A 25,173-nucleotide genomic window follows, 5' to 3' on the forward strand; every position below is an offset into this window, starting at 1 on the left:
TTCCGGCCGGAGGAAGAGGGTCTCCTCCTGTTTTGTGAGGCCTTCCACAACTCCATACTTCTCCCCCCTGCTTTGTGCATTTGCACAGTGCGGGCGCTGATTTCTTCCCATATGCTTGGGCTCTGCACAGGGGAGGGTTACATGGCTGGCTGGCATCTTGATACCAAAATGGCACAGGATATCGTGGCGCGCACCATGCGCATTATCGATACGAACATTAACGTGATGGATGCAAGAGGTCGCATCATCGGCAGTGGCGATCGGGAAAGAATTGGAGAATTGCACGAAGGCGCACTGTTAGTCCTCTCCCAGGGGCGAGTGGTAGACATTGATGATGCGGTAGCCCGCCACTTGCACGGCGTGCGTCAGGGGATCAACTTGCCGCTGCGTCTTGAAGGTGAAATTGTTGGCGTTATCGGACTTACCGGCGAACCGGAAACGTTGCGTAAATACGGCGAGCTGGTTTGCATGACCGCTGAAATGATGCTGGAGCAGTCTCGTCTGATGCATCTGCTGGCACAGGACAGCCGCCTGCGGGAAGAACTGGTAATGAACCTTATCCAGGCCGAAGAACATACGCCCGCGCTGACAGAGTGGGCTCAGCGTCTGGGGATCGATCTAAATCAGCCACGTGTGGTCGCCGTTGTGGAAGTCGACAGCGGCCAGCTGGGTGTGGACAGCGCAATGGCTGAACTACAGCAACTGCAAAACGCGCTGACCACGCCAGAGCGTAACAACCTTATCGCCATTGTTTCATTAACAGAAATGGTGGTGCTGAAACCCGCCCTTAACCCGTTTGGCCGCTGGGATGCGGAAGATCACCGCAAACGCGTGGAGCAACTGATAACCCGGATGAAAGAGAACGGGCAGTTGCGTTTCCGTGTCGCACTGGGCAACTATTTTACCGGGCCTGGGAGTATTGCCCGTTCGTACCGCACAGCCCGCACCACCATGATGGTGGGTAAGCAGCGTATGCCCGAAAACCGCAGCTATTTTTATCAGGATTTGATGTTACCCGTTCTGCTCGACAGCTTACGCGGCGGCTGGCAGGCGAATGAGCTGGCGCGCCCGTTGTCGCGCTTAAAAGCGATGGATAACAACGGATTGCTCAGACGAACGTTGACCGCATGGTTCCGCCATAACGTGCAGCCTCTGGCGACGTCGAAAGCGCTGTTTATTCACCGCAATACGCTGGAATACCGTCTGAATCGGATCTCGGAACTGACAGGGCTGGATTTGGGCAACTTTGACGACAGGTTGCTGCTGTACGTGGCGCTGCAACTGGATGAACAGCGTTAATGTGATGCTTCAGCGTCCCGTTACCCGGCCTGCATATAACACTGCGGGCCAGGTAAGCGAGGCGCCTTCAGGCGTACTGCAATTATTTCCCGCGCGTTAACTTTTCAAGATCCGATTCGATTTCATTGATCTTGTTAGTCACGACACTTTCAAGATGACGCAGATCGTCGAGGATCTTACGCTTCAGATCCACTTCAGTGCGATCGCGCTGGCAGATTTGATCTAATTCATCGATCACGTAGCGCAGGTTAGGACTGATTTCCTGCACTTCTTTATAGCCCTGACCAACGCCGTCTGCGACCACGGTTTTACGCTGGCGTGGGTATTTAAACTTCACGCTCTTGGCAAAAAACTCGCCTTTGTCCTTATGAAAATAGATTTTCAGGATATCGTTATTGGCTTCCTGACGGAGGCTATAACGATCGATTTCATCAGGATTGGTAATGCCTAAACTTTTCAGATTATCGTACATAGCGGTACCCTTAAGCTCAACATAACCTATGAATAATTAACGAAAAAATCTATTTTTTCCACCAGCGCATACAAAAAAGGCGGGATACGTCACCCTCTCCCGAACAGGGAGAGGGAAAGACTTAGTCGATGGTACGCAGCAGTTCGTTGATACCCACTTTGCCACGCGTTTTCGCATCCACTTTTTTCACGATAACGGCGCAGTAAAGGCTGTATTTACCATCTTTTGATGGCAGGTTGCCTGACACCACGACGGAACCCGCCGGTACACGACCGTAATGCACTTCACCCGTTTCGCGATCATAAATGCGGGTGCTCTGACCGATGTATACGCCCATTGAAATAACAGATCCTTCTTCGACGATAACGCCTTCCACGACTTCGGAGCGCGCACCGATAAAGCAGTTATCTTCAATGATAGTCGGATTTGCCTGTAACGGCTCCAGCACACCGCCAATACCGACGCCGCCAGAGAGGTGAACATTTTTACCAATCTGCGCGCAGGAACCTACGGTTGCCCAGGTATCGACCATGGTACCTTCATCAACATAGGCACCGATGTTAACGTAAGACGGCATCAGCACGGTATTGCGGGCGATAAACGCGCCCTGGCGAACGGCTGCCGGCGGCACAACACGGAAACCTTCTTTCTGGAAACGTGCTTCGTCGTAGTCAGCGAATTTCATCGGAACTTTGTCGAAGTAGCGGCTTTCTGCACCGTCGATAACCTGGTTATCGTTAATGCGGAAAGAGAGCAGAACCGCTTTCTTCAGCCACTGGTGGGTGACCCACTGACCATCGATTTTTTCTGCGACGCGCAGCGCGCCGGAATCGAGCAGGGAGATAACCTGATTAACCGCTTCGCGGGTTACGGTATCCACATTTGCCGGGGTGATCTCTGCGCGACGCTCGAAAGCGGTTTCAATAACGTTCTGTAACTGCTGCATTGTTAAGCTCTTTCCATCTGTGTAAAAAAAACATCACCCTTTATCGTTTGGATTGAGGGCCTCTGTCAACCGTTGTTGCACCTCCATTTGCAGCGCATTATTAAGGCCGCGCCGGTCGGCGGTGGCGATTATAAATAAATCTTCTACTCGTTCACCAATTGTTGTAATTCTCGCCCCGTGCAGCGAGATTCCAAGGTCGGCAAACACCTGGCCTACGCGTGCCAGCAAACCGGGTTGATCCAGGGCAATTAACTCGAGGAAGGATTTTCTGTCGGTGTGGGTCGGCAGGAAGTTAACTTCTGTATCGACCGTAAAGTGTCGCAATTTCGCCGGTTGACGACGTGGTTGCGGCGGCTGCCAGGTATGCTGCGTGATGGCTTGCTCCAACCCAAAGCAAATGGCATCGTGACGATCGGCGGAGAGTGGGCTGCCATCTGGCTCCAGCACAATAAAAGTGTCCATCGCCATGCCATCGCGGGTGGTAAAGATTTGCGCGTCATGAACGCTGAGATTGCGCCTGTCCAGTTCTGCACAAACAGCAGCGAACAGGTACGGCCTGTCCGGACTCCAGATAAAGATCTCGGTCCCGCCGCGCGTGGCCTGCGGACTCAGCAGGATCATCGGCTTCGTTAAGTCGTGCTCAAGCAAGTGACGGGCGTGCCAGGCCAGTTGGTTTGGACTGTGACGAACAAAGTAGTTAGCCCGGCAGCGCGCCCAAATCTGATGCAACTGCTCTTCATCGATATTGTCCATGCGCAGCAATGCCAGCGCCTGTAACTGATGATGGCGCACACGTTCGCGCATATCCGGTGTGTTCTGCATCCCGCGGCGTAACTGTTTTTCAGTGGCGAAATAGAGTTCGCGAAGCAGGCTCTGCTTCCAGCTATTCCACAGTGTTTCGTTGGTGGCGCAGATATCCGCCACGGTCAGGCAGACCAGGAAGCGCAAGCGATTTTCCGTTTGTACTTCTTCGGCGAACTGTTTGATAACTTCCGGATCCTGAATGTCGCGGCGCTGCGCAGTTACCGACATTAATAAGTGGTGACGTACAAGCCAGGCGACCAGTTGCGTTTCGCGGGAGTTCAGCCCGTGCAATTCGGCAAATTTCAGCACATCCTGCGCGCCCAGCACCGAATGATCACCACCGCGGCCTTTGGCGATATCATGGAACAGGGCAGCAATCAAAATCAGTTCCGGATGCGTCAGGCGCGGCCAGAGTTCAACACATAAGGGATGCTTATTACGGGTATCTTCTTTAGCGAAACTTTCCAGCTTCAGCAGCACGCGGATGGTGTGTTCATCGACGGTGTAGGCGTGAAACAGATCAAACTGCATTTGACCGACAATGTGCGACCACTGCGGCATATAGGCCCACAGGACACTGTGACGGTGCATGGGCAGCAGACCGCGGCTGACGGCTCCGGGATGGCGCAGCATGCTCAGGAAAATTGAGCGTGCTTCGGCGATGTAGCACAACGGCTGTGTCAGATGACGGCGGGCGTGGCGTAAATGCCGTAACGTGGTGGAGTAAATGCCCGTAATGGTGCTGTTGCGCACCATAATATAGAACATCCGCAGGATCGCCTGCGGTTCCCGGATAAACAGCGTTTCATCGCGCAGGTCGATCAGCGTGCCGCGCAGCTGGAACTCATCATCAATAGGACGCGGTTTTTCATCAGCTGTTAGCGCCAGGATCGCTTCGTCGAACAGCTGGAGCAGCATCTGATTCAGTTCCGTAACGCGGCGCGTTACGCGGAAGAAATCTTTCATCATATGTTCAACCGGCTGGTTGCCTTCGCCAACATAATTCAGGCGCTGTGCCACGCTCAGTTGTCGGTCAAACAGCAGGCGGTTGTCATAACGATTAAGTTCCAGATGCAGCGCAAAGCGGATGCGCCACAGCAGGTGCAGACACTCGTTCAGTTCATTGCGTTCGGCCTCGGTCAGAAAACCAAACCCGACCATTTCATCCAGCGAGGTGGCACCAAAATGGCGACGTGCTACCCATTGCAGTGTATGAATATCGCGCAGGCCGCCGGGACTGCTTTTAATGTCGGGCTCCAGGTTATAGCTGGTGCCGTGGTAGCGCTGATGACGTTCTGCCTGTTCTGTGACTTTGGCGGGGAAAAAGGTTTCTGAAGGCCAGAAATCGTCGCTGAAAATATGCTTTTGTAATTCCAGGAATAGCGCAACATCACCCACCAGCAGGCGCGATTCAATCAGGTTAGTCGCAACGGTTAAATCCGACAGCCCTTCCTGCAGGCACTCATCCAGCGTCCGCACGCTGTGCCCCACTTCCAGTTTCACGTCCCAGAGCAGTGTCAGCAGTTCGCCAATTTTTTGTGCTTGCTCGTCGGGCAATTTATAGCGGCTGAGGATAAGCAGATCGATATCCGACAACGGGTGCAGCTCCCCGCGGCCGTAACCGCCAACAGCAACCAGCGCGACATCGCTGACTTCGCCAAACCCATACTCCAGCCACAGCCGTTGAAGCAACTGGTCAATGAATTCCGTTCGGGCTTCAATCAGCTGCTCGGCCGAAATTCCCGCGTCAAAGACATGACCGAGCCACTGTTGAAAAGCATCAATATGCGTTTTGATATCGGCACACCGTAAGTCGTCTCGCGGCCAGACGCCGGGGTATTCCGGTTGCCCGGGAAGGGTGGGGGTTACGGTACTGACGAACTGTTCTGAAGAGAGATTACTCATTATTGACCACCCATCTGGAGTGCAGACTCATATCAGGACAACTTAAAAGAGATAATCAGAAATGAAAAGTCGTTTATATGTATGACCGCAGGGGAAAAGAAAGAAAAAAAACGGCCCGCAAAGTGGACCGTTGTGATAGTGAGCCGGGAGCGAGATCAGGCGGCGGTCAGCACGGCTTCAATGGTGTCGTCTTTACGCAGGGTGAGGATCTCACAGCCTGTTTCGGTGACAACGATCGTGTGCTCGTACTGGGCTGACAGGCTGCGATCTTTGGTTTTGACCGTCCAGCCGTCTTTCATGGTGCGAATGCGATAATCACCAGCGTTCACCATTGGCTCGATAGTAAATGCCATACCGGCTTGCAGTACCACGCCGCCATCATCTGCATCGTAGTGCAAAACCTGCGGCTCTTCATGGAAGCCGCGGCCAATGCCGTGGCCACAGTATTCACGCACTACAGAGAAACCTTGTGCTTCAACATACTTCTGGATTGCTGCGCCAAGCGTGCGCAGACGGATACCCGGTTTCACCATCCGCAGGGCCAGATAGAGGCTTTCCTGCGTAACATGGCACAGGCGCTCGCCAAGAATCGTTGGTTTGCCCACAATAAACATTTTGGAGGTGTCGCCGTGATACTCGTCTTTGATAACGGTGACATCGATGTTAACCACATCGCCGTCTTTCAGGTGTTTTTCATCATCCGGAATCCCGTGGCAAACCACCTCATTAATAGAGATGCAAACGGATTTCGGGAAGCCGTGGTAACCGAGGCACGCGGAGATAGCATGTTGCTCGTTAACGATGTAATCGTTGCAAATACGGTCCAGTTCGCCAGTGCTGACGCCCGGTTTAATGTACGGTTCGATCATTTCCAGCACTTCGGCAGCGAGACGGCCGGCGATGCGCATTTTTTCGATTTCTTCAGGAGTTTTAATAGAGATAGCCATGGATTGTGTCCATCAGTGTCGAATTTTTCGACTATACCAGGATAAGTGCTGTCAATGGTAACAGCCGCGCAAGCTTTGTGCCAAATTGAGAATCATTAACAGCACACCGCGTCAACAACTATTGGTTTCTGGTGCGGTTTTGTGGTATAAAGCGCGCCGGACTTCCGTTCCTGTTTTGGAATGGGGGCCACAAATCTCACTTTGTGTAACAACACACACGTATCGGCACATATTCCGGGGTGCCCTTCGGGGTCGGTAATATGGGATACGTGGAGGCATAACCCCAACTTTTATATAGAGGTTTTAAAACATGGCAACTGTTTCCATGCGCGACATGCTCAAGGCTGGTGTTCACTTTGGTCACCAGACCCGTTACTGGAACCCGAAAATGAAGCCGTTCATCTTCGGTGCGCGTAACAAAGTTCACATCATCAACCTTGAGAAAACGGTACCGATGTTCAACGAAGCCCTGGCTGAGCTGAACAAAATTGCTTCTCGCAAAGGCAAAATCCTGATCGTTGGTACTAAACGCGCTGCAAGCGAAGCGGTGAAAGAAGCTGCTCTGAACTGCGACCAGTTCTTCGTGAACCATCGCTGGTTGGGCGGTATGCTGACTAACTGGAAAACCGTTCGTCAGTCCATCAAACGTCTGAAAGACCTGGAAACTCAGTCTCAGGACGGTACCTTCGACAAGCTGACCAAGAAAGAAGCGCTGATGCGCACTCGTGAGCTGGACAAGCTGGAAAACAGCCTGGGCGGTATCAAAGACATGGGTGGTCTGCCAGACGCTCTGTTCGTTATCGATGCTGACCACGAGCACATCGCAATCAAAGAAGCAAACAACCTGGGTATTCCGGTATTTGCTATCGTTGATACCAACTCCGATCCGGACGGCGTTGACTTCGTTATCCCGGGTAACGATGACGCAATCCGTGCTGTTAGCCTGTACCTGAATGCCGTTGCTGCTACCGTTCGTGAAGGCCGTTCTTCGGATCTGGCTACTCAGGCGGAAGAAAGCTTCGTAGAAGCTGAGTAATAAGGCCGCTCTTTGAGCCCCTTATTGAGCAGGTAGTACCGAGTTTGGTTAGGGGGCCTGTCTATGGCCCCCTTTTTCACTTTTAAGCCTGTTTGGTTGCAAACCGTGCAGGTCATATCTCTCCCGAGGATTAAAGAATGGCTGAAATTACCGCATCCCTGGTAAAAGAGCTGCGTGAACGTACTGGCGCAGGCATGATGGATTGCAAAAAAGCGCTGACTGAAGCGAACGGCGACATCGAGCTGGCGATTGAGAACATGCGTAAGTCCGGCGCTATCAAAGCGGCGAAAAAAGCAGGCAACGTTGCTGCTGACGGCGTGATCCTCACCAAAATCGCTGGCACCTACGGCATCATTCTGGAAGTTAACTGCCAGACTGACTTCGTAGCGAAAGATGGTGGTTTCCAGGCATTTGCAAACAAAGTCCTGGACGCAGCCCTGGCTGGCAAAATCACTGACGTTGAAGTTCTGAAAGCACAGTTCGAAGAAGAACGTGTTGCGCTGGTTGCTAAAATCGGTGAGAACATCAACATCCGTCGCGTATCTTCTCTGGAAGGCGACGTTCTGGGCTCTTACCAGCACGGCGCGCGCATTGGTGTTGTGGTTGCGGCTAAAAACGCCGATGAAGAACTGGTTAAACAGCTGGCAATGCACATCGCTGCAAGCAAACCGGAATTCGTTAAACCGGAAGACGTGTCTGCTGAAGTGGTAGAAAAAGAGTACCAGGTTCAGTTGGACATCGCCATGCAGTCTGGCAAACCGAAAGAAATCGCAGAGAAAATGGTTGAAGGCCGCATGAAGAAATTCACCGGCGAAGTTTCTCTGACTGGCCAGCCTTTCGTTATGGATCCGAGCAAGTCTGTTGCTCAGCTGCTGAAAGAGCACAATGCTGACGTAACCGGCTTCATCCGCTTCGAAGTGGGCGAAGGCATCGAGAAAGTTGAGACTGACTTCGCAGCTGAAGTTGCTGCAATGTCCAAGCAGTCTTAATCAATAAAAAGGAGCCGCCTGAGGGCGGCTTCTTTTTATGCCCTTCATCTGAAAATCAGCCAACACGCTAGTGTTTGCGCTGACAGGCGACGTATCATAAGCGCCAGTATTAAACCCGTCCAATTGTTGACAGTCTCAGGAAAGAAACATGGCTACCAATGCAAAACCCGTCTACAAACGCATTCTGCTTAAGCTGAGTGGTGAAGCGCTCCAGGGATCCGAAGGCTTCGGTATTGACGCAAGCATTCTCGACCGCATGGCGCAGGAAATTAAAGAGCTGGTTGAACTGGGAGTTCAGGTTGGCGTGGTGATTGGCGGCGGTAACTTGTTCCGTGGCGCGGGGCTGGCAAAAGCGGGCATGAACCGCGTTGTGGGCGATCACATGGGTATGCTGGCAACGGTAATGAACGGCCTGGCAATGCGTGATGCGCTGCATCGTGCCTATGTGAACGCACGTCTGATGTCTGCATTCCCGCTGAATGGCGTATGCGACAATTACAGTTGGGCAGAGGCTATCAGCCTGCTGCGCAATAATCGCGTGGTCATTTTCAGCGCCGGTACCGGCAACCCGTTCTTCACTACAGATTCCGCTGCTTGCCTGCGCGGTATCGAAATTGAAGCTGACGTAGTATTGAAAGCGACCAAAGTGGACGGCGTCTTTACTGCCGATCCGGTCACCGATCCAACGGCAACCCTGTGCGAGCAACTGAGCTACACCGAGGTGCTGGATAAAGAATTAAAGGTAATGGACCTGGCGGCCTTTACGCTGGCCCGTGACCACAAACTGCCGATTCGCGTGTTCAATATGAACAAACCAGGCGCACTGCGTCGCGTGGTAATGGGCGAAAAAGAAGGCACATTGATTACGGAATAATTCCCGTAAGCAATAAATAAAGGTAAGATTCCGCTTTAAATTATTGAGCCGTTCTTTCTGGCATCTTCACGGTGCCAGAAGATTGAACAAGGCTATACTTAGCACACCCGCAACCAGGCGTGCCAGCGTATGGCCAGCCTGCGACAAGATTTCAAGGATCCGTAACGTGATTAGCGATATCAGAAAAGATGCTGAAGTACGCATGGAGAAATGCGTAGAATCGTTCAAAACTCAAATCAGTAAAGTGCGTACTGGTCGCGCTTCCCCGAGCCTGTTGGATGGCATCGTTGTGGAGTATTACGGTACGCCGACGCCGTTGCGTCAGCTGGCAAGCGTGACCGTTGAAGACTCCCGTACGTTGAAAATCAACGTCTTTGATCGCTCTATGGGCCCGGCCGTTGAGAAAGCCATCATGGCGTCTGACCTGGGACTGAACCCCAATTCTGCGGGTAGCGACATCCGTGTTCCGCTGCCAGCGTTGACAGAAGAACGTCGTAAAGATCTGATCAAAGTCGTGCGTGGCGAAGCTGAACAAGCCCGCGTAGCCGTACGTAACGTTCGCCGTGACGCGAACGATAAAGTAAAAGTTCTGCTGAAAGACAAAGAAATCAGTGAAGATGATGACCGTCGTTCACAAGATGAAGTGCAGAAACTTACCGATGCTGCAATCAAAAAAGTCGATGCGGCGCTGGCGGATAAAGAAGCGGAACTGATGCAGTTCTGATTCTGTAAAAACCGACTAAAACGCCGTACAGAGAGCCGCTCCGGTGGTTTCGCTGGCGGCGTTTTGCTTTTTTATTCTTGCAACGTTGTGAGCGTTTCATGAAGCATTTAACTCTTCTGGGCTCAACGGGTTCTATTGGTTGCAGCACGCTTGATGTGGTTCGCCACAATCCCGATCGTTTTTCCATAACTGCGCTGGTTGCAGGCAAAAATGTTGCCCGCATGGTTGAACAGTGTCTGGAATTCTCCCCGCGTTTTGCCGTGATGGATGATGCGCAAAGCGCGCAACAGCTGAAACATGCTTTGCAGGAACTCGGAAGCCGTACCGACGTACTCAGTGGTCAACAGGCGGCCTGTGAAATGGCGGCGTTAGGAGACGTGGACCTGGTGATGGCGGCTATTGTGGGGGCGGCCGGGCTTGTGCCGACGCTGGCTGCTATTCGCGCAGGCAAAACGGTATTGCTGGCCAATAAAGAAGCGCTGGTGACCTGCGGCCGCTTATTCATGGAAGCGGTAAAAGAGAGCGGAGCGCGGCTTTTGCCGGTGGATAGCGAGCATAACGCTATTTTTCAGAGTTTACCGGAAACAATTCAGCAGAACCTGGGGTACGCTGATCTGGAGCAGAATGGCGTTTCGTCTATTTTGCTTACCGGGTCAGGTGGCCCATTTCGTGAGACGCCATTAGCGGATCTGGCGGCAATGACGCCGGATCAGGCCTGTCGCCATCCGAACTGGTCAATGGGACGTAAAATCTCCGTTGATTCCGCCACCATGATGAACAAAGGTCTGGAATACATTGAAGCGCGCTGGTTGTTTAATGCCTCTGCCCGCCAAATGGAAGTGTTAATTCACCCGCAATCGGTGATTCACTCCATGGTGCGATACCTGGATGGCAGTGTTTTAGCGCAACTGGGTGAGCCGGATATGCGTACACCTATCGCACACACCATGGCCTGGCCAGATCGTGTGTCCTCTGGTGTAAATGCCCTCGATTTCTGCAAACTGAGTTCGTTAAGTTTTGCTGCGCCTGATTATGATCGTTATCCCTGCCTGAAACTGGCTATTGATGCGTCAAGCGAGGGGCAGGCTGCGACAACGGCGCTAAATGCAGCAAACGAGGTCACTGTTTCGGCTTTCCTGGCATCTGCTATTCGCTTCACAGATATCGCAGCCCTCAATCTGTCTGTACTGGATCAGATGGATCTACGTGAACCGCAAAGTATCGATGACGTTCTGGCCGTTGATGCACAGGCGCGTGAAGTGGCGCAACGACAAGTGACGCGCTTCGCAAGCTGATGATATTACCGCCAGGAGTTGCGGTGCTATTTGTTAGCGTTGGGCTTCGGTGATATAGTCTGCGCCACCCGATGGTCAGTTTGTTATAGGTGACATCGGGTTAGCCGTGGTTTGCACGGCTTTTTTGCGTAAAGGCTTGTGTATTCCTGAGTACCGCTCAATCCTTTTCAGGGACTAAAACGCGTTATGTTGTCTGCTAACCAACCGATAAGCGAAAGTTTGCCAACGCATGGCTGCCGCCATGTAGCGATAATTATGGATGGCAATGGTCGCTGGGCGAAAAGACAAGGGAAACTCCGTGCCTTTGGCCACAGAGCCGGAGCGAAGTCTGTTCGCCGTGCGGTGTCTTTTGCCGCCAATAATGGTATTGATGCGCTGACGCTTTATGCTTTTAGTAGCGAGAACTGGAATCGCCCGGCGCAGGAAGTGAGCGCGCTGATGGAGCTATTTGTGTGGGCGTTGGATAGCGAAGTAAAAAGCCTGCATCGTCATAATGTGCGTTTACGTATCATTGGTGATACCAGTCGTTTTAATACGCGTTTGCAGGAGAGAATCCGCAAGGCGGAAGCGTTAACAGCCCAGAATACCGGGTTAACGCTGAATGTCGCAGCGAACTATGGTGGGCGTTGGGATATTGTTCAGGGGGTTCGCCAGTTAGCTGTGCAAGTGCAGGAAGGGCTGTTGCGCCCGGATCAAATTGATGAAGAAACGCTGAATAAGCAAATCTGCATGCACGAACTGGCTCCCGTTGATTTAGTGATTAGGACTGGCGGGGAACATCGCATTAGTAATTTTTTACTTTGGCAAATTGCCTATGCCGAACTTTACTTTACTGATGTTCTTTGGCCCGATTTTGATGAACAAGACTTTGAAGGTGCGCTGCATGCCTTTGCCAATCGAGAGCGTCGTTTCGGCGGCACCGAGCCTGGTGGCGACAAAGCCTGATGGGGGTTGCTTTTGCTGAAGTATCGCCTGATTTCTGCTTTTGTATTAATACCCATTGTTATTGCAGCGCTTTTTTTGCTGCCGCCGGTGGGTTTTGCGATCGTTACGCTTGCCGTTTGTATGCTCGCCGCATGGGAGTGGGGGCAACTGAGCGGTTTTACGTCCCGGTCTCAGCGGGTCTGGCTGGCGGTACTCTGCGGGCTTCTGTTGGCGTTCATGCTGTTTATGATGCCGGAATATCATCACAACGTTCACCAGCCGGTGGTGGCGATCTCCCTTTGGGCCTCGCTGGTCTGGTGGCTGGTCGCGCTGGTGCTGGTGTTAGGTTACCCGGCATCGGCCGCACTGTGGCGTAGCTCAAAAGTTTTACGCCTCATCTTTGGCATACTGACGATTATTCCTTTTTTCTGGGGCATGCTCGCGCTGCGCGTCTGGCACTATGAACAGAACCACTACAGTGGTGCGTTATGGTTGCTGTATGTCATGATCCTGGTCTGGGGGGCGGATTCTGGCGCGTATATGTTTGGCAAACTGTTTGGTAAACACAAGCTGGCACCGAAAGTCTCACCGGGAAAAACCTGGCAAGGTTTTTTGGGCGGTTTGCTGACTGCTGGTGTGATTTCCTGGGGCTACAGCGCCTGGGCCGATCTCAATGTCGCGCCATCAACGCTTTTGATTTGCTCAGTTGTTGCGGCACTGGCGTCAGTGCTGGGCGATTTGACGGAAAGTATGTTCAAACGTGAAGCCGGAATAAAAGATAGTGGTCATCTTATTCCGGGTCATGGCGGTATACTGGATCGCATTGACAGCCTGACAGCGGCAGTTCCTGTTTTTGCCTGCCTGTTATTGCTGGTTTTCAGGACGATTTAACGGAAGGTTTTATGTTGAGCATTCTCTGGAATCTGGCGGCGTTCATCGTTGCGCTTGGTGTGTTGATCACCGTGCATGAATTTGGCCATTTCTGGGTTGCTCGCCGTTGCGGTGTCCGCGTCGAGCGTTTCTCCATTGGTTTTGGTAAAGCGCTCTGGCGCCGTACGGATAAACACGGTACCGAATTTGTTATCGCCCTTATCCCGCTGGGCGGATACGTAAAAATGCTGGATGAGCGCGTTGAACCGGTGGCACCGGAAATGCGCCATTATGCGTTTAACAATAAAACTGTCGGCCAACGTGCCGCAGTTATCGCTGCGGGTCCCATCGCCAACTTCCTCTTTGCTATTTTTGCCTACTGGCTGGTGTTTATCATTGGTGTCCCTGGCGTTCGCCCGGTTGTTGGTGAAATAACACCCAACTCGATCGCAGCAACGGCGCAAATTGCACCCGGTACGGAACTTAAAGCGATTGATGGTATCGAAACGCCTGATTGGGATGCAGTACGCTTACAGCTGGTGTCTAAAATCGGCGATAGCCAGACCACCATCAGCGTAGCGCCTTTCGGCAGTAACAATCGTCAGGATAAAGTGCTGGATTTACGCCACTGGTCCTTCGCACCTGATAAAGACGATCCGGTTTCGTCACTGGGGATCCGGCCTCGCGCTGCGCAGCTTGAACCCGTACTGGCAGAGGTTCAACCGGACTCTGCTGCCAGCAAGGCAGGTTTGCAAGCTGGCGACAGGATCGTTAAAGTCGATGGTCAGCAGTTAACACAGTGGATGACATTTGTTGGCCTGGTCCGGGATAATCCTGGCACGGCGTTAGCTTTAGAAGTAGAAAGACAAGGGACGCTCTTGTCTTTGACGTTAATACCGGATACAAAGCCGGGTAACAAGGCAGAGGGCTTTGCGGGCGTCGTGCCCAAAGTGATCCCGCTGCCAGATGAATACAAGACAGTACGCCAGTACGGGCCATTTAGCGCCATCGCCGAAGCCACGGACAAAACGTGGCAGTTGATGAAGTTGACGGTCAGTATGTTGGGGAAATTGATCACCGGTGATGTAAAACTGAACAACCTCAGTGGGCCGATTTCGATAGCTCAGGGGGCTGGGATGTCAGCGGAGTTCGGGTTGATTTACTACCTGATGTTTCTCGCTTTAATCAGCGTGAACCTGGGTATCATTAACCTGTTCCCATTACCCGTTCTTGACGGCGGGCATCTGCTGTTTTTGGCGATTGAGAAGCTGAAGGGCGGACCGGTATCCGAGCGAGTTCAAGACTTTAGTTATCGCATTGGCTCTATTTTGCTGGTGCTGTTAATGGGGCTTGCACTTTTCAATGATTTCTCTCGCTTGTAAGAGAGTTTGTTAGGAAGAACGCATAATAACGATGGCGATGAAAAAGTTGCTCATAGCGTCGCTGCTGTTTAGCAGCGCCACCGTATACGGTGCTGACGGGTTCGTAGTGAAGGACATTCATTTCGAAGGCCTGCAGCGTGTCGCCGTTGGTGCGGCCCTCCTCAGTATGCCAGTACGCCCTGGTGATACGGTGAATGATGAAGATATCAGTAGCACCATTCGCGCACTGTTTGCCACTGGCAACTTTGAGGATGTCCGCGTCCTGCGTGATGGTGATACGCTTCTTGTCCAGGTGAAAGAACGTCCAACAATCGCCAGCATCACCTTCTCCGGCAACAAGTCGGTGAAAGATGACATGCTGAAACAGAACCTTGAGGCTTCTGGCGTGCGTGTTGGTGAATCACTCGATCGCACAACCTTATCCGATATCGAAAAAGGGCTGGAAGATTTCTATTACAGCGTGGGTAAATACAGCGCCAGCGTTAAAGCGGTTGTAACGCCGCTGCCGCGTAACCGCGTTGACCTGAAACTGGTCTTCCAGGAAGGGGTATCCGCTCAGATCCAGCAGATTAACATTGTCGGCAACCACGCCTTTAGCACGGAACAGTTGATTTCCAACTTCCAGTTGCGTGATGAAGTGCCATGGTGGAACGTCGTTGGCGATCGCAAATACCAGAAACAGAAACTGGCAGGCGACCTGGAAACGCTACGTAGCTACTATCTGGATCGTGGCTATGCCCGTTTCAATATCGATTCGACTCAGGTCAGCCTGACGCCGGATAAGAAAGGCATCTACATTACCGTTAACGTCACTGAAGGCGATCTGTACAAGCTTTCCGGTGTTCAGGTAACAGGTAATCTGGCCGGGCACTCTGCTGAGATTGAGAGCCTGACCAAAATCGAACCGGGCGAGCTGTATAACGGCGCCAAAGTGACCAAAATGGAAGACGATATCAAAAAGCTTCTGGGTCGCTATGGTTATGCCTACCCGCGCGTGCAGTCGCAGCCGGAAATCAACGACACCGACAAAACGGTTAAGCTCCACATCAATGTGGATGCTGGCAACCGCTTCTACGTGCGTAAAATTCGCTTCGAAGGCAACGACACCTCTAAAGATGCCGTACTGCGCCGCGAAATGCGTCAGATGGAAGGGGCCTGGCTGGGCAGCGATTTAGTTGACCAGGGTAAAGAGCGTCTCAACCGTCTGGGCTACTTTGAAACCGTCGATACCGAAACGCAGCGTGTACCGGGCAGTCCGGATCAGGTTGACGTGGTTTATAAAGTGAAAGAGCGTAACACCGGTAGCTTTAACTTCGGCGTCGGTTACGGTACAGAGAGTGGCGTCAGCTTCCAGGTTGGCGTGCAGCAGGATAACTGGTTAGGTACCGGTTACTCTGTCGGGATCAGCGGTACCAAAAACGATTACCAGACTTACTCTGAGTTCTCGGTCACCAACCCGTACTTTACGGTGGATGGCGTCAGCCTTGGCGGTCGTATTTTCTATAACGACTTTAAAGCCGATGATGCGGACCTGTCCTCGTACACCAACAAAAGTTACGGTGTTGACGGCACGCTTGGTTTCCCGATTAACGAGTACAACACTCTGCGCACTGGCTTAGGCTATGTTCATAACAGCCTGTCTAAGATGGAACCGCAGGTGGCAATGTGGCGTTATCTCGACTCTGTAGGGCAGCATTCCAGCACTCAGAACGACGAGAATGGCTACTCGGCGGATGATTTCACCTTTAACTACGGTTGGACTTATAACAACCTTGACCGTGGTTATTTCCCGACGAAAGGGACCCGTGTCAACCTGAACGGTAAAGTCACCATTCCGGGATCGGATAACGAGTTCTATAAAGTTACCGTGGATACCGCGTCCTACTTCCCGATTGATGACGATCACAAATGGGTCATTCTGGGTCGTACTCGCTGGGGCTATGGCGATGGTTTAGGTGGCAAAGAGATGCCATTCTATGAGAACTTCTACGCCGGTGGTTCAAGTACCGTACGTGGCTTCCAGTCCAATAACATTGGTCCGAAAGCGGTGTACTACGGAGGTAACAGCCAGAGTAACTGTGATAACACGGTTGCTGGCTCGGTCTGTAAATCCGATGACGCGGTGGGCGGTAACGCCATGGGCGTAGCAAGCGTCGAATTTATTACACCGACACCGTTCATTAGCGACAAATATGCCAACTCTGTTCGTACGTCATTCTTCTGGGATGCGGGTACGGTATGGGATACAAACTGGCAAAATACCGAGCAGATGAAAGCGCTGGGTATTCCGGATTACAGCGATCCGAGCAATATCCGTATGTCGGCAGGTATTGCGTTACAATGGATGTCCCCATTAGGGCCGTTGGTCTTCTCCTACGCCCAGCCGTTCAAAAAGTACGATGGAGACAAAGCGGAGCAGTTCCAGTTTAACATTGGTAAAACCTGGTAACGCATCGTTGCAAAGGAATGCGTCAGCAGTGTAGTGATGGCTGAGGCCTTCTGAAGAAGGCCCGGCCGCGCAAAGAGCTGTACCTGCGGGTACAAACGGGATGGTAAGGAGTTAATTGTGAAAAAGTTGTTATTAGCTGCAGGTTTCGGTTTGGCAATGGCAGCGTCCGCTCAGGCAGCTGACAAGATTGCGATTGTCGATATGGGTAACCTGTTACAGCAGGTTGCACAGACTTCCGGCGTTTCTCAGACGATGAAAAACGAATTCGGTGGTCGCGCCAGCGAACTGCAGAGCATGGAATCTGACCTGCAAGCCAAAAAACAGCGCCTGCAGCGTGATGGTTCCACAATGAAAGCGAGCGATCGCGCCAAGCTGGAAAAAGATCTGACTACCGGTAGCCAGGCTTTCGCCCAGAAAGCGCAAGCTTTCGAGCAGGACCAGGCTCGTCGTTCTAACGAAGAACGCGGTAAGCTGGTTACTCGCATCCAGACTGCAGTGAAAAAAGTCGCTGCTGACCAGGGTATTGATCTGGTTGTTCCTTCCAATGCCGTTATTTACAACAGCAATGATGTTAAAGACATCACCGCTGATGTACTGAAACAGGTTAAATAAGTAATGCCTTCAATTCGACTGGCTGATTTAGCTCAGCAGTTGGATGCAGAATTACACGGTGATGGCGATATCGTCATCACCGGCGTTGCGTCCATGCAATCTGCCGGAGCAGGTCACATCACTTTCATGGTAAATCCAAAATACCGTGAACACCTGGCCGCATGCCAGGCGTCTGCCGTTGTCATGACGCAAGACGATCTTCCTTTTGCCAATAGTGCAGCGCTGGTCGTAAAAAATCCGTACCTGACGTATGCGCGCATGGCTCAAATTCTGGATACCACGCCGCAGCCGGCGCAAAACATTGCCCCCGGGGCGGTGATTGATCCGACGGCGAAGCTTGGTAACAACGTGTCGATTGGCCCGAATGCGGTGATCGAATCCGGCGTCACCCTGGGCGATAACGTGGTTATCGGCGCGGGATGCTTCGTCGGCAAAAATACGAAAATTGGTGCAGGTTCGCGTCTGTGGGCTAACGTCTCCATTTACCACGAGATTGAGATCGGCGAAAATTGCCTCGTGCAATCCGGTACGGTGATTGGCTCCGATGGTTTTGGTTATGCCAACGATCGCGGAAACTGGGTTAAAATCCCTCAGCTTGGACGGGTGATCATTGGCAACAACGTCGAAATTGGCGCGTGTACCACTATCGATCGCGGTGCGCTGGACGATACCTGCATCGGCAACGGTGTGATCATTGATAACCAGTGCCAGATTGCACATAACGTTGTGATTGGCGACAATACCGCGGTTGCGGGTGGTGTCATTATGGCAGGCAGCCTGAAAATCGGCCGTTACTGCATGATTGGCGGCGCCAGCGTAATCAACGGGCATATGGAAATTTGCGACAAGGTTACTGTTACGGGGATGGGGATGGTTATGCGTCCTATCACTGAGCCTGGAATTTATTCTTCTGGTATCCCGCTGCAACCGAACAAAGTATGGCGCAAAACCGCTGCCCTGGTGATGAATATTGATGATATGAGCAACCGCCTGAAAGCAGTCGAGCGCAAGGTTAATCAACAAGAATAACCATTCACCGTTTAATGCGTTTAGATTCCGGCCTGCCGGCATTCTCACGATTGCCGCGGGCCGTGTTATTATTGCCTTTTAGTATATTTAGACAGGAAGAGTATTTTGACTACTGACACTCATACTCTGCACATTGAAGAGATTCTGGAACTTCTGCCGCACCGTTACCCGTTCTTACTGGTAGACCGTGTGCTGGATTTTGAAGAAGGTCGTTTTCTGCGCGCAGTCAAAAATGTTTCGGTAAACGAACCGTTTTTCCAGGGGCACTTCCCTGGCAAACCGATTTTCCCGGGCGTGCTGATCCTCGAAGCAATGGCGCAGGCAACCGGTATTCTGGCGTTTAAAAGCGTTGGAAAACTGGAACCAGGTGAGCTGTACTATTTCGCCGGTATCGATGAAGCGCGCTTTAAGCGCCCGGTCGTGCCAGGCGATCAAATGATCATGGAAGTCACTTTCGAGAAAACCCGCCGCGGCCTGACCCGTTTTAAAGGTGTTGCGCTGGTCGACGGTAAAGTTGTTTGTGAAGCTACTATGATGTGTGCACGTAGCCGGGAGGCCTGATACGTGATTGATAAAACCGCCTTTATTCATCCAACTGCCGTTATCGAAGACGGTGCCGTAATCGGTGCTAACGCGCATATCGGCCCATTCTGTATTGTGGGACCTCACGTAGAAATTGGTGAGGGTACCGTACTGAAGTCTCACGTTGTCGTGAATGGTCATACCAAAATCGGCCGCGATAACGAGATTTATCAGTTCGCCTCCATCGGCGAGGTTAACCAGGATCTGAAATATGCTGGCGAACCCACCCGCGTGGAAATTGGCGATCGCAACCGCATTCGCGAAAGCGTCACCATTCACCGCGGCACAGTTCAGGGTGGTGGATTGACGAAGGTGGGTAGCGATAACCTGCTGATGGTCAACGCACACGTAGCGCATGACTGTACGGTTGGGAGTCGTTGCATCCTCGCGAATAACGCGACGCTGGCGGGGCACGTCTCCGTTGACGACTTTGCGATTATCGGTGGCATGACCGCGGTGCACCAGTTCTGCATTATCGGCGCGCACGTTATGGTCGGTGGCTGTTCAGGTGTGGCGCAGGACGTTCCACCGTACGTGATTGCTCAGGGCAACCATGCCACGCCGTTTGGCGTGAACATTGAAGGTCTGAAGCGTCGCGGATTTAGCAAAGAAGCGTTAGTGGCTATCCGCAACGCGTACAAACTGTTGTACCGCAGCGGTAAAACGCTGGAAGAGGCGAAACCGGAGATTGCAGAGCTTGCGGCTAAGCATCCGGAAGTTGATGCGTTTATACAGTTCTTCGAACGCTCAACGCGCGGTCTGATTCGTTAATGGTCGACAATCGTCCTCTTACGATAGCCCTGGTCGCCGGAGAAACCTCCGGCGATATTCTTGGTGCGGGTCTTATACGGGCGCTTAAAGCCCGTATGCCCCATGCCCGCTTTGTGGGTGTGGCTGGGCCACGTATGCAAGCTGAAGGCTGCGAAGCCTGGTATGAAATGGAAGAGCTGGCGGTGATGGGTATTGTAGAAGTTCTTGGCCGTTTGCGCCGCTTACTGCATATTCGTGCCGATCTGACCCGTCGCTTCAGTGAACTGCAGCCGGATGTGTTTGTCGGTATCGACGCACCGGATTTCAACATTACCCTTGAAGGTAACCTGAAAAAGCAGGGCATTAAAACCATCCATTACGTCAGCCCGTCAGTCTGGGCATGGCGGCAAAAACGTGTTTTCAAAATTGGCAGAGCCACCGATCTGGTGCTCGCATTTCTGCCTTTCGAAAAAGCGTTTTATGACAAATTCAACGTACCGTGCCGGTTTATCGGTCATACCATGGCAGATGCCATGCCGCTGGATCCGGATAAAAATGCCGCGCGGGATCATTTAGGCATTGCCCATGATGTACATTGCCTGGCTCTGTTGCCGGGTAGTCGTGGTGCGGAAGTGGAGATGCTAAGCGGCGATTTCCTGCGCACAGCAAAGTTGCTGCGTGAGCGTTATCCCGATCTTGAAGTCGTGGTGCCGCTGGTGAATGCCAAACGACGCGAACAGTTTGAACGCATAAAAGCTGACGTCGCGCCCGATTTGCCTGTGCATATGCTGGACGGTATGGCGCGCGAAGCGATGATCGCGGCCGATGCCGCACTGCTGGCCTCTGGTACGGCCGCACTGGAGTGCATGTTGGCAAAATGCCCGATGGTGGTGGGCTACCGGATGAAGCCTTTCACCTTCTGGCTGGCGAAACGGCTGGTGAAAACCCCGTATGTGTCGCTACCGAACTTGCTTGCCGGGTGTGAACTGGTCAAAGAGTTGTTGCAAGATGAGTGCCAGCCGAAGGCGCTGGCGCAAGCGCTGCAACCTCTGCTGGCGAATGGCAAAACCAGCCATGAGATGCATGAAATTTTTCGCGAACTGCATCAGCAGATTCGCTGTAATGCCGATGAGCAGGCGGCGGATGCCGTGCTGGAGCTAGCAAAATGATAGAGTTTGTTTATCCGCATACGCATTTAGTTGCGGGTGTGGATGAAGTAGGGCGCGGCCCTTTAGTGGGCGCAGTTGTGACGGCTGCCGTGATCCTCGATCCTGAACGTCCGATTTTCGGTCTTAACGATTCTAAAAAATTGTCCGAAAAGCGCCGCGTGTCGCTCTACCATGAAATCAAAGAAAAGGCGCTGGCCTGGAGCCTTGGACGCGCTGAACCTCACGAAATCGACGAACTGAATATTTTACATGCCACGATGCTGGCGATGCAGCGTGCTGTCGCTGGGTTAGCAATCCGTCCTGAGTTCGTACTGATTGACGGAAACCGCTGCCCGTTGCTGCCTGTGCCATCGCTGGCGGTTGTTAAAGGCGATAGCCGGGTTGCGGAAATCAGCGCGGCATCTATTCTCGCCAAAGTGACCCGTGACGCCGAGATGGCTGAACTGGATATCACATTTCCGCAATATGGTTTTGCGCAGCACAAAGGCTATCCTACTGCTTTTCATCTGGAGAAGCTGGCGGAGCATGGCGCAACCGAGCATCACCGACGCAGTTTCGCGCCGGTCAAACGCGCGTTGGGCCTTGTGTCCTGATTCTGGTGGCGTTAAAGGAATCTGAAAATGGCTGAACCACGTTTCGTACACCTTCGGGTGCATAGCGACTATTCCATGATTGATGGGCTGGCGAAAACCGGGCCGCTGGTGAAAAAGGCGGCCTCTCTGGGTATGCCTGCGCTGGCGATCACCGATTTCACCAACCTGTGTGGTTTGGTGAAGTTTTACGGGGCGGGCCACGGCGCGGGCATGAAGCCCATTGTTGGTGCCGATTTTCACGTGCAGTGCGATCTGTTAGGTGACGAGTTGACGCAATTGACCGTCCTTGCCGCTAACAATGCCGGTTACCAGAATCTTACGTTGCTGATTTCGCGTGCCTACCAGCGGGGATACGGTGCACAAGGGCCGTGGATCGACCGCGACTGGTTGACTGAATTGAATGAAGGCCTGATTTTGCTCTCCGGGGCGCGTATGGGCGATGTGGGCAAATGCCTGTTGCGCGGCAACGATGCGCTGGTGGATCAATGTCTGGCCTTCTATACCGAGCATTTTCCCGATCGCTATTTCCTTGAGCTGATCCGCACCGGGCGGGCTGATGAGGAAACGTATCTGCACGCGGCGGTGAAACTGGCCGAAGCACGTGGCGTGCCCGTGGTTGCCACCAACGATGTCCGTTTCCTTGAGGCGGGCGATTTCGATGCGCATGAGATCCGCGTGGCGATCCATGATGGTTTTACCCTCGATGATCCCAAGCGCCCGCGCAATTACTCTGCGCAGCAATACATGCGCAGCGAAGACGAAATGTGTGAGCTGTTTTCCGATATTCCGGAAGCGCTGGAAAACACAGTCGAAATTGCCAAACGCTGTAACGTCACCGTGCGTCTGGGCGAATACTTTTTGCCGCAATTCCCGACTGGTGAAATGACCACCGAAGATTTCCTTGTCGCGAAGTCGAAAGAGGGGCTGGAAGAGCGTCTGGCTTTTCTCTTTCCGGATGAGGAAGAGCGCCTTAAGCGCCGTCCGGAATATGACGAGCGGCTGGACATTGAACTTCAGGTTATTAACCAGATGGGGTTCCCTGGCTACTTCCTGATCGTGATGGAGTTTATTCAGTGGTCGAAAGACAACGGTGTGCCGGTAGGGCCTGGCCGTGGTTCTGGTGCGGGGTCGTTGGTGGCGTATGCGCTGAAGATCACTGACCTTGATCCGCTGGAATTTGACCTGCTGTTTGAACGTTTCCTCAACCCGGAACGTGTTTCGATGCCCGACTTCGACGTTGACTTCTGTATGGAGAAACGTGACCAGGTGATTGAGCATGTGGCGGACATGTACGGGCGTGATGCGGTATCGCAGATCATTACCTTCGGTACGATGGCGGCCAAAGCCGTTATCCGCGATGTGGGGCGTGTGTTGGGGCACCCGTATGGTTTTGTCGACAGGATCTCTAAGCTGGTGCCGCCCGATCCTGGCATGACACTGGCGAAAGCGTTTGAAGCCGAACCGCAACTGCCGGAAATCTACGAAGCGGACGAAGAAGTCAAAGCGCTGATCGATATGGCGCGTAAGCTGGAAGGCGTAACGCGAAATGCCGGTAAACACGCCGGTGGTGTGGTGATCGCGCCGACTAAAATCACCGATTTTGCGCCGCTGTACTGCGATGAAGCCGGGCAGCACCCGGTCACCCAGTTCGATAAAAACGATGTGGAATATGCGGGCCTGGTGAAGTTCGACTTCCTTGGTCTGCGTACGTTGACCATCATCAACTGGGCGCTGGAGATGATCAACGCCCGTCGCGAGAAGCAGGGGCTGGAGCCGCTGGACATCGCCGCCATCCCTCTGGATGACAAGAAAAGTTTTGACATGCTGCAGCGTTCGGAAACCACGGCGGTATTCCAACTTGAATCCCGCGGCATGAAAGATCTGATTAAACGCCTGCAGCCAGACTGCTTTGAAGACATGATCGCGCTGGTGGCCCTGTTCCGCCCTGGGCCGTTGCAATCAGGCATGGTAGATAACTTTATCGACCGTAAGCACGGGCGCGAAGAAATATCCTACCCGGATGTGCAGTGGCAGCATGAGAGCCTGAAACCGGTACTGGAGCCGACTTACGGCATCATTCTTTACCAGGAACAGGTGATGCAGATTGCCCAGGTGCTCTCTGGCTACACCCTGGGTGGGGCGGATATGCTGCGTCGCGCCATGGGTAAGAAAAAGCCGGAAGAGATGGCGAAGCAGCGCAGCATCTTCGAAGACGGCGCAAAGAAAAACGGCGTTGATGGCGAGCTGGCGATGAAAATCTTTGACCTGGTGGAGAAATTCGCCGGGTATGGATTTAACAAATCGCACTCTGCCGCCTATGCTTTGGTGTCATATCAGACGCTGTGGTTAAAAGCGCATTATCCGGCGGAATTTATGGCGGCGGTGATGACCGCCGATATGGATAACACCGAAAAAGTGGTGGGGCTGGTGGATGAGTGCTGGCGTATGGGGCTGAAAATCCTGCCGCCGGATATCAACTCAGGTCTTTACCATTTCCATGTGAATGATGACGGCGAGATCGTCTACGGTATCGGCGCCATTAAAGGCGTGGGTGAAGGGCCGATTGAAGCCATTATTGAAGCGCGCAACAACGGCGGCTATTTCCGCGAATTGTTCGATCTCTGTGCGCGCACGGATATTAAAAAGCTCAACCGTCGGGTGCTGGAAAAGCTGATTATGTCCGGGGCATTTGACCGCCTGGGGCCGCATCGTGCAGCGTTGATGAACTCATTGAGCGACGCGCTGAAAGCCGCCGATCAACACGCAAAAGCGGAAGCGATCGGTCAGGCAGACATGTTTGGTGTATTGGCAGAAGAGCCGGAGCAAATTGAGCAATCTTACGCCAGTTGCCAGCCCTGGCCAGAACAGGTTCAACTGGATGGCGAGCGTGAAACGTTAGGGCTTTACCTGACGGGGCACCCGATCAACCAGTATTTAAAAGAAATTGAGCGCTATGTCGGAGGCTATCGGCTGAAAGACATGCATCCGACTGAACGTGGGAAAGTCACCACGGCGGCGGGGCTCGTTATTGCCGCGCGGGTTATGGTCACCAAACGCGGCAATCGAATCGGCATCTGTACGTTGGATGACCGTTCCGGGCGTCTTGAAGTGATGTTGTTCACTGATGCACTGGATAAATACCAGCAATTGCTGGAAAAAGACCGCATACTTATCGTTAGCGGACAGGTCAGCTTTGATGACTTCAGCGGGGGGCTTAAAATGACCGCCCGCGAAGTGATGGACATTGACGAAGCCCGGGAAAAATATGCCCGTGGGCTTGCTATCTCGCTGACGGACAGGCAAATTGATGACCAGCTTTTAAACCGACTCCGTCAGTCTCTGGAACCGCACCGTTCGGGAACCATTCCAGTACATCTCTACTATCAGAGGACGGATGCGCGTGCGCGGTTACGCTTTGGCGCAACGTGGCGCGTCTCTCCGAGCGATCGTTTACTCAACGATTTGCGTGGCCTCATTGGTTCGGAGCAGGTGGAACTGGAGTTTGACTAATACAGGAATACT

21 protein-coding genes are annotated in these 25,173 nt (G+C 52.7%); 17 read left to right on the forward strand and 4 right to left on the reverse strand.

Annotated features, from left to right (window positions below):
- Positions 1–141 precede the first annotated feature (141 nt).
- Positions 142–1,299 (forward strand): DNA-binding transcriptional regulator CdaR, encoded by a 1,158-nt coding sequence (gene cdaR / locus RTX30_RS04900; RefSeq protein ID WP_312687390.1) that lies wholly within the window; start codon positions 142–144, stop codon positions 1,297–1,299.
- 82 nt (positions 1,300–1,381) lie between these two features.
- Here the strand turns inward: cdaR and RTX30_RS04905 are convergent, their stop codons facing one another.
- From RTX30_RS04905 to map, 4 genes are all read right to left on the reverse strand, one after another.
- Positions 1,382–1,771 carry a DUF3461 family protein gene (locus RTX30_RS04905; RefSeq protein ID WP_017457991.1) on the reverse strand — a complete coding sequence of 130 codons (390 nt, stop codon included), beginning with the start codon at positions 1,769–1,771 and terminating at the stop codon, positions 1,382–1,384.
- 121 nt (positions 1,772–1,892) lie between these two features.
- The gene (dapD, locus tag RTX30_RS04910) at positions 1,893–2,717 is read right to left on the reverse strand and encodes a 2,3,4,5-tetrahydropyridine-2,6-dicarboxylate N-succinyltransferase (RefSeq protein WP_042289888.1); all 825 of its coding nucleotides are present in this window, start codon (positions 2,715–2,717) and stop codon (positions 1,893–1,895) included.
- A 33-nt stretch (positions 2,718–2,750) separates the two neighbouring features.
- Positions 2,751–5,426, reverse strand: a complete 2,676-nt coding sequence (gene glnD, locus RTX30_RS04915) for a bifunctional uridylyltransferase/uridylyl-removing protein GlnD (protein WP_312687400.1) — start codon at positions 5,424–5,426, stop codon at positions 2,751–2,753.
- A 155-nt stretch (positions 5,427–5,581) separates the two neighbouring features.
- Positions 5,582–6,373, reverse strand: coding sequence for a type I methionyl aminopeptidase (gene map, locus RTX30_RS04920; RefSeq protein WP_312687401.1), 792 nt, complete (start codon positions 6,371–6,373; stop codon positions 5,582–5,584).
- 310 nt (positions 6,374–6,683) lie between these two features.
- On the opposite strand from map, the gene rpsB reads away from it, so the two are divergent.
- The 16 genes from rpsB (at position 6,684) to dnaE (ending at position 25,161) form a co-directional block, all read left to right on the forward strand.
- Positions 6,684–7,409 carry a 30S ribosomal protein S2 gene (gene rpsB / locus RTX30_RS04925; RefSeq protein ID WP_061497575.1) on the forward strand — a complete coding sequence of 242 codons (726 nt, stop codon included), beginning with the start codon at positions 6,684–6,686 and terminating at the stop codon, positions 7,407–7,409.
- Positions 7,410–7,546: 137 nt separating this feature from the next.
- Positions 7,547–8,398 carry a translation elongation factor Ts gene (gene tsf / locus RTX30_RS04930; RefSeq protein WP_312687405.1) on the forward strand — a complete coding sequence of 284 codons (852 nt, stop codon included), beginning with the start codon at positions 7,547–7,549 and terminating at the stop codon, positions 8,396–8,398.
- Positions 8,399–8,546: 148 nt separating this feature from the next.
- A complete protein-coding gene (gene pyrH, locus RTX30_RS04935; RefSeq protein WP_061497572.1) occupies positions 8,547–9,272 on the forward strand; it encodes a UMP kinase in 726 nt (241 codons plus the stop codon).
- Between the two features lie 166 nt (positions 9,273–9,438).
- Positions 9,439–9,996, forward strand: a complete 558-nt coding sequence (frr, locus tag RTX30_RS04940) for a ribosome recycling factor (protein WP_312687407.1) — start codon at positions 9,439–9,441, stop codon at positions 9,994–9,996.
- Positions 9,997–10,094: 98 nt separating this feature from the next.
- Complete coding sequence (gene ispC, locus RTX30_RS04945; RefSeq protein ID WP_312687409.1) at positions 10,095–11,291, forward strand: 1-deoxy-D-xylulose-5-phosphate reductoisomerase; 1,197 nt, start codon at positions 10,095–10,097, stop codon at positions 11,289–11,291.
- A 186-nt stretch (positions 11,292–11,477) separates the two neighbouring features.
- Positions 11,478–12,236: a (2E,6E)-farnesyl-diphosphate-specific ditrans,polycis-undecaprenyl-diphosphate synthase gene (gene ispU, locus RTX30_RS04950; RefSeq protein WP_312687411.1), complete on the forward strand. Its 759-nt coding sequence runs from the start codon at positions 11,478–11,480 to the stop codon at positions 12,234–12,236.
- A 12-nt stretch (positions 12,237–12,248) separates the two neighbouring features.
- Positions 12,249–13,106: a phosphatidate cytidylyltransferase gene (gene cdsA / locus RTX30_RS04955; RefSeq protein WP_312687413.1), complete on the forward strand. Its 858-nt coding sequence runs from the start codon at positions 12,249–12,251 to the stop codon at positions 13,104–13,106.
- An 11-nt stretch (positions 13,107–13,117) separates the two neighbouring features.
- Positions 13,118–14,467, forward strand: a complete 1,350-nt coding sequence (gene rseP, locus RTX30_RS04960; protein WP_312687415.1) for a sigma E protease regulator RseP — start codon at positions 13,118–13,120, stop codon at positions 14,465–14,467.
- 31 nt (positions 14,468–14,498) lie between these two features.
- Positions 14,499–16,916 (forward strand): outer membrane protein assembly factor BamA, encoded by a 2,418-nt coding sequence (gene bamA / locus RTX30_RS04965; protein ID WP_312687417.1) that lies wholly within the window; start codon positions 14,499–14,501, stop codon positions 16,914–16,916.
- Between the two features lie 117 nt (positions 16,917–17,033).
- Positions 17,034–17,528, forward strand: coding sequence for a molecular chaperone Skp (skp, locus tag RTX30_RS04970; protein WP_312687419.1), 495 nt, complete (start codon positions 17,034–17,036; stop codon positions 17,526–17,528).
- 3 nt (positions 17,529–17,531) lie between these two features.
- Complete coding sequence (gene lpxD / locus RTX30_RS04975) at positions 17,532–18,557, forward strand: UDP-3-O-(3-hydroxymyristoyl)glucosamine N-acyltransferase (RefSeq protein WP_312687421.1); 1,026 nt, start codon at positions 17,532–17,534, stop codon at positions 18,555–18,557.
- Positions 18,558–18,662: 105 nt separating this feature from the next.
- The gene (fabZ, locus tag RTX30_RS04980; RefSeq protein ID WP_007373234.1) at positions 18,663–19,118 is read left to right on the forward strand and encodes a 3-hydroxyacyl-ACP dehydratase FabZ; all 456 of its coding nucleotides are present in this window, start codon (positions 18,663–18,665) and stop codon (positions 19,116–19,118) included.
- A gap of 3 nt (positions 19,119–19,121) precedes the next feature.
- Positions 19,122–19,910, forward strand: coding sequence for an acyl-ACP--UDP-N-acetylglucosamine O-acyltransferase (gene lpxA, locus RTX30_RS04985; protein ID WP_312687425.1), 789 nt, complete (start codon positions 19,122–19,124; stop codon positions 19,908–19,910).
- On the forward strand, positions 19,910–21,058 hold the full coding sequence (gene lpxB, locus RTX30_RS04990) for a lipid-A-disaccharide synthase (protein WP_312687427.1): 1,149 nt from the start codon (positions 19,910–19,912) through the stop codon (positions 21,056–21,058). The genes lpxA and lpxB overlap by 1 nt, the downstream gene beginning before the upstream one ends.
- Positions 21,055–21,651, forward strand: coding sequence for a ribonuclease HII (gene rnhB / locus RTX30_RS04995; protein WP_312687428.1), 597 nt, complete (start codon positions 21,055–21,057; stop codon positions 21,649–21,651). Before lpxB ends, rnhB begins: the two co-directional genes overlap by 4 nt.
- 27 nt (positions 21,652–21,678) lie before the next feature.
- Positions 21,679–25,161 (forward strand): DNA polymerase III subunit alpha, encoded by a 3,483-nt coding sequence (gene dnaE / locus RTX30_RS05000; RefSeq protein ID WP_312687430.1) that lies wholly within the window; start codon positions 21,679–21,681, stop codon positions 25,159–25,161.
- The last annotated feature ends 12 nt before the right edge of the window (positions 25,162–25,173 follow it).

It is taken from the genome of Kosakonia sp. (genome assembly GCF_032052965.1).
In the GTDB taxonomy this organism is placed as follows: domain Bacteria; phylum Pseudomonadota; class Gammaproteobacteria; order Enterobacterales; family Enterobacteriaceae; genus Kosakonia.

Coding starts and splice junctions, on each gene's coding strand:
- tsf (WP_312687405.1), top strand. CDS start 7,547: ATGGCTGAAATTACCGCATCCCTGGTAAAAGAGCTGCGTGAACGTACT.
- bamA (WP_312687417.1), top strand. CDS start 14,499: ATGGCGATGAAAAAGTTGCTCATAGCGTCGCTGCTGTTTAGCAGCGCC.
- pyrH (WP_061497572.1), top strand. CDS start 8,547: ATGGCTACCAATGCAAAACCCGTCTACAAACGCATTCTGCTTAAGCTG.
- map (WP_312687401.1), bottom strand. CDS start 6,373: ATGGCTATCTCTATTAAAACTCCTGAAGAAATCGAAAAAATGCGCATC.
- lpxB (WP_312687427.1), top strand. CDS start 19,910: ATGGTCGACAATCGTCCTCTTACGATAGCCCTGGTCGCCGGAGAAACC.
- RTX30_RS04905 (WP_017457991.1), bottom strand. CDS start 1,771: ATGTACGATAATCTGAAAAGTTTAGGCATTACCAATCCTGATGAAATC.
- rnhB (WP_312687428.1), top strand. CDS start 21,055: ATGATAGAGTTTGTTTATCCGCATACGCATTTAGTTGCGGGTGTGGAT.
- cdaR (WP_312687390.1), top strand. CDS start 142: ATGGCTGGCTGGCATCTTGATACCAAAATGGCACAGGATATCGTGGCG.
- ispU (WP_312687411.1), top strand. CDS start 11,478: ATGTTGTCTGCTAACCAACCGATAAGCGAAAGTTTGCCAACGCATGGC.
- rseP (WP_312687415.1), top strand. CDS start 13,118: ATGTTGAGCATTCTCTGGAATCTGGCGGCGTTCATCGTTGCGCTTGGT.
- rpsB (WP_061497575.1), top strand. CDS start 6,684: ATGGCAACTGTTTCCATGCGCGACATGCTCAAGGCTGGTGTTCACTTT.
- ispC (WP_312687409.1), top strand. CDS start 10,095: ATGAAGCATTTAACTCTTCTGGGCTCAACGGGTTCTATTGGTTGCAGC.
- lpxD (WP_312687421.1), top strand. CDS start 17,532: ATGCCTTCAATTCGACTGGCTGATTTAGCTCAGCAGTTGGATGCAGAA.
- glnD (WP_312687400.1), bottom strand. CDS start 5,426: ATGAGTAATCTCTCTTCAGAACAGTTCGTCAGTACCGTAACCCCCACC.
- dapD (WP_042289888.1), bottom strand. CDS start 2,717: ATGCAGCAGTTACAGAACGTTATTGAAACCGCTTTCGAGCGTCGCGCA.
- dnaE (WP_312687430.1), top strand. CDS start 21,679: ATGGCTGAACCACGTTTCGTACACCTTCGGGTGCATAGCGACTATTCC.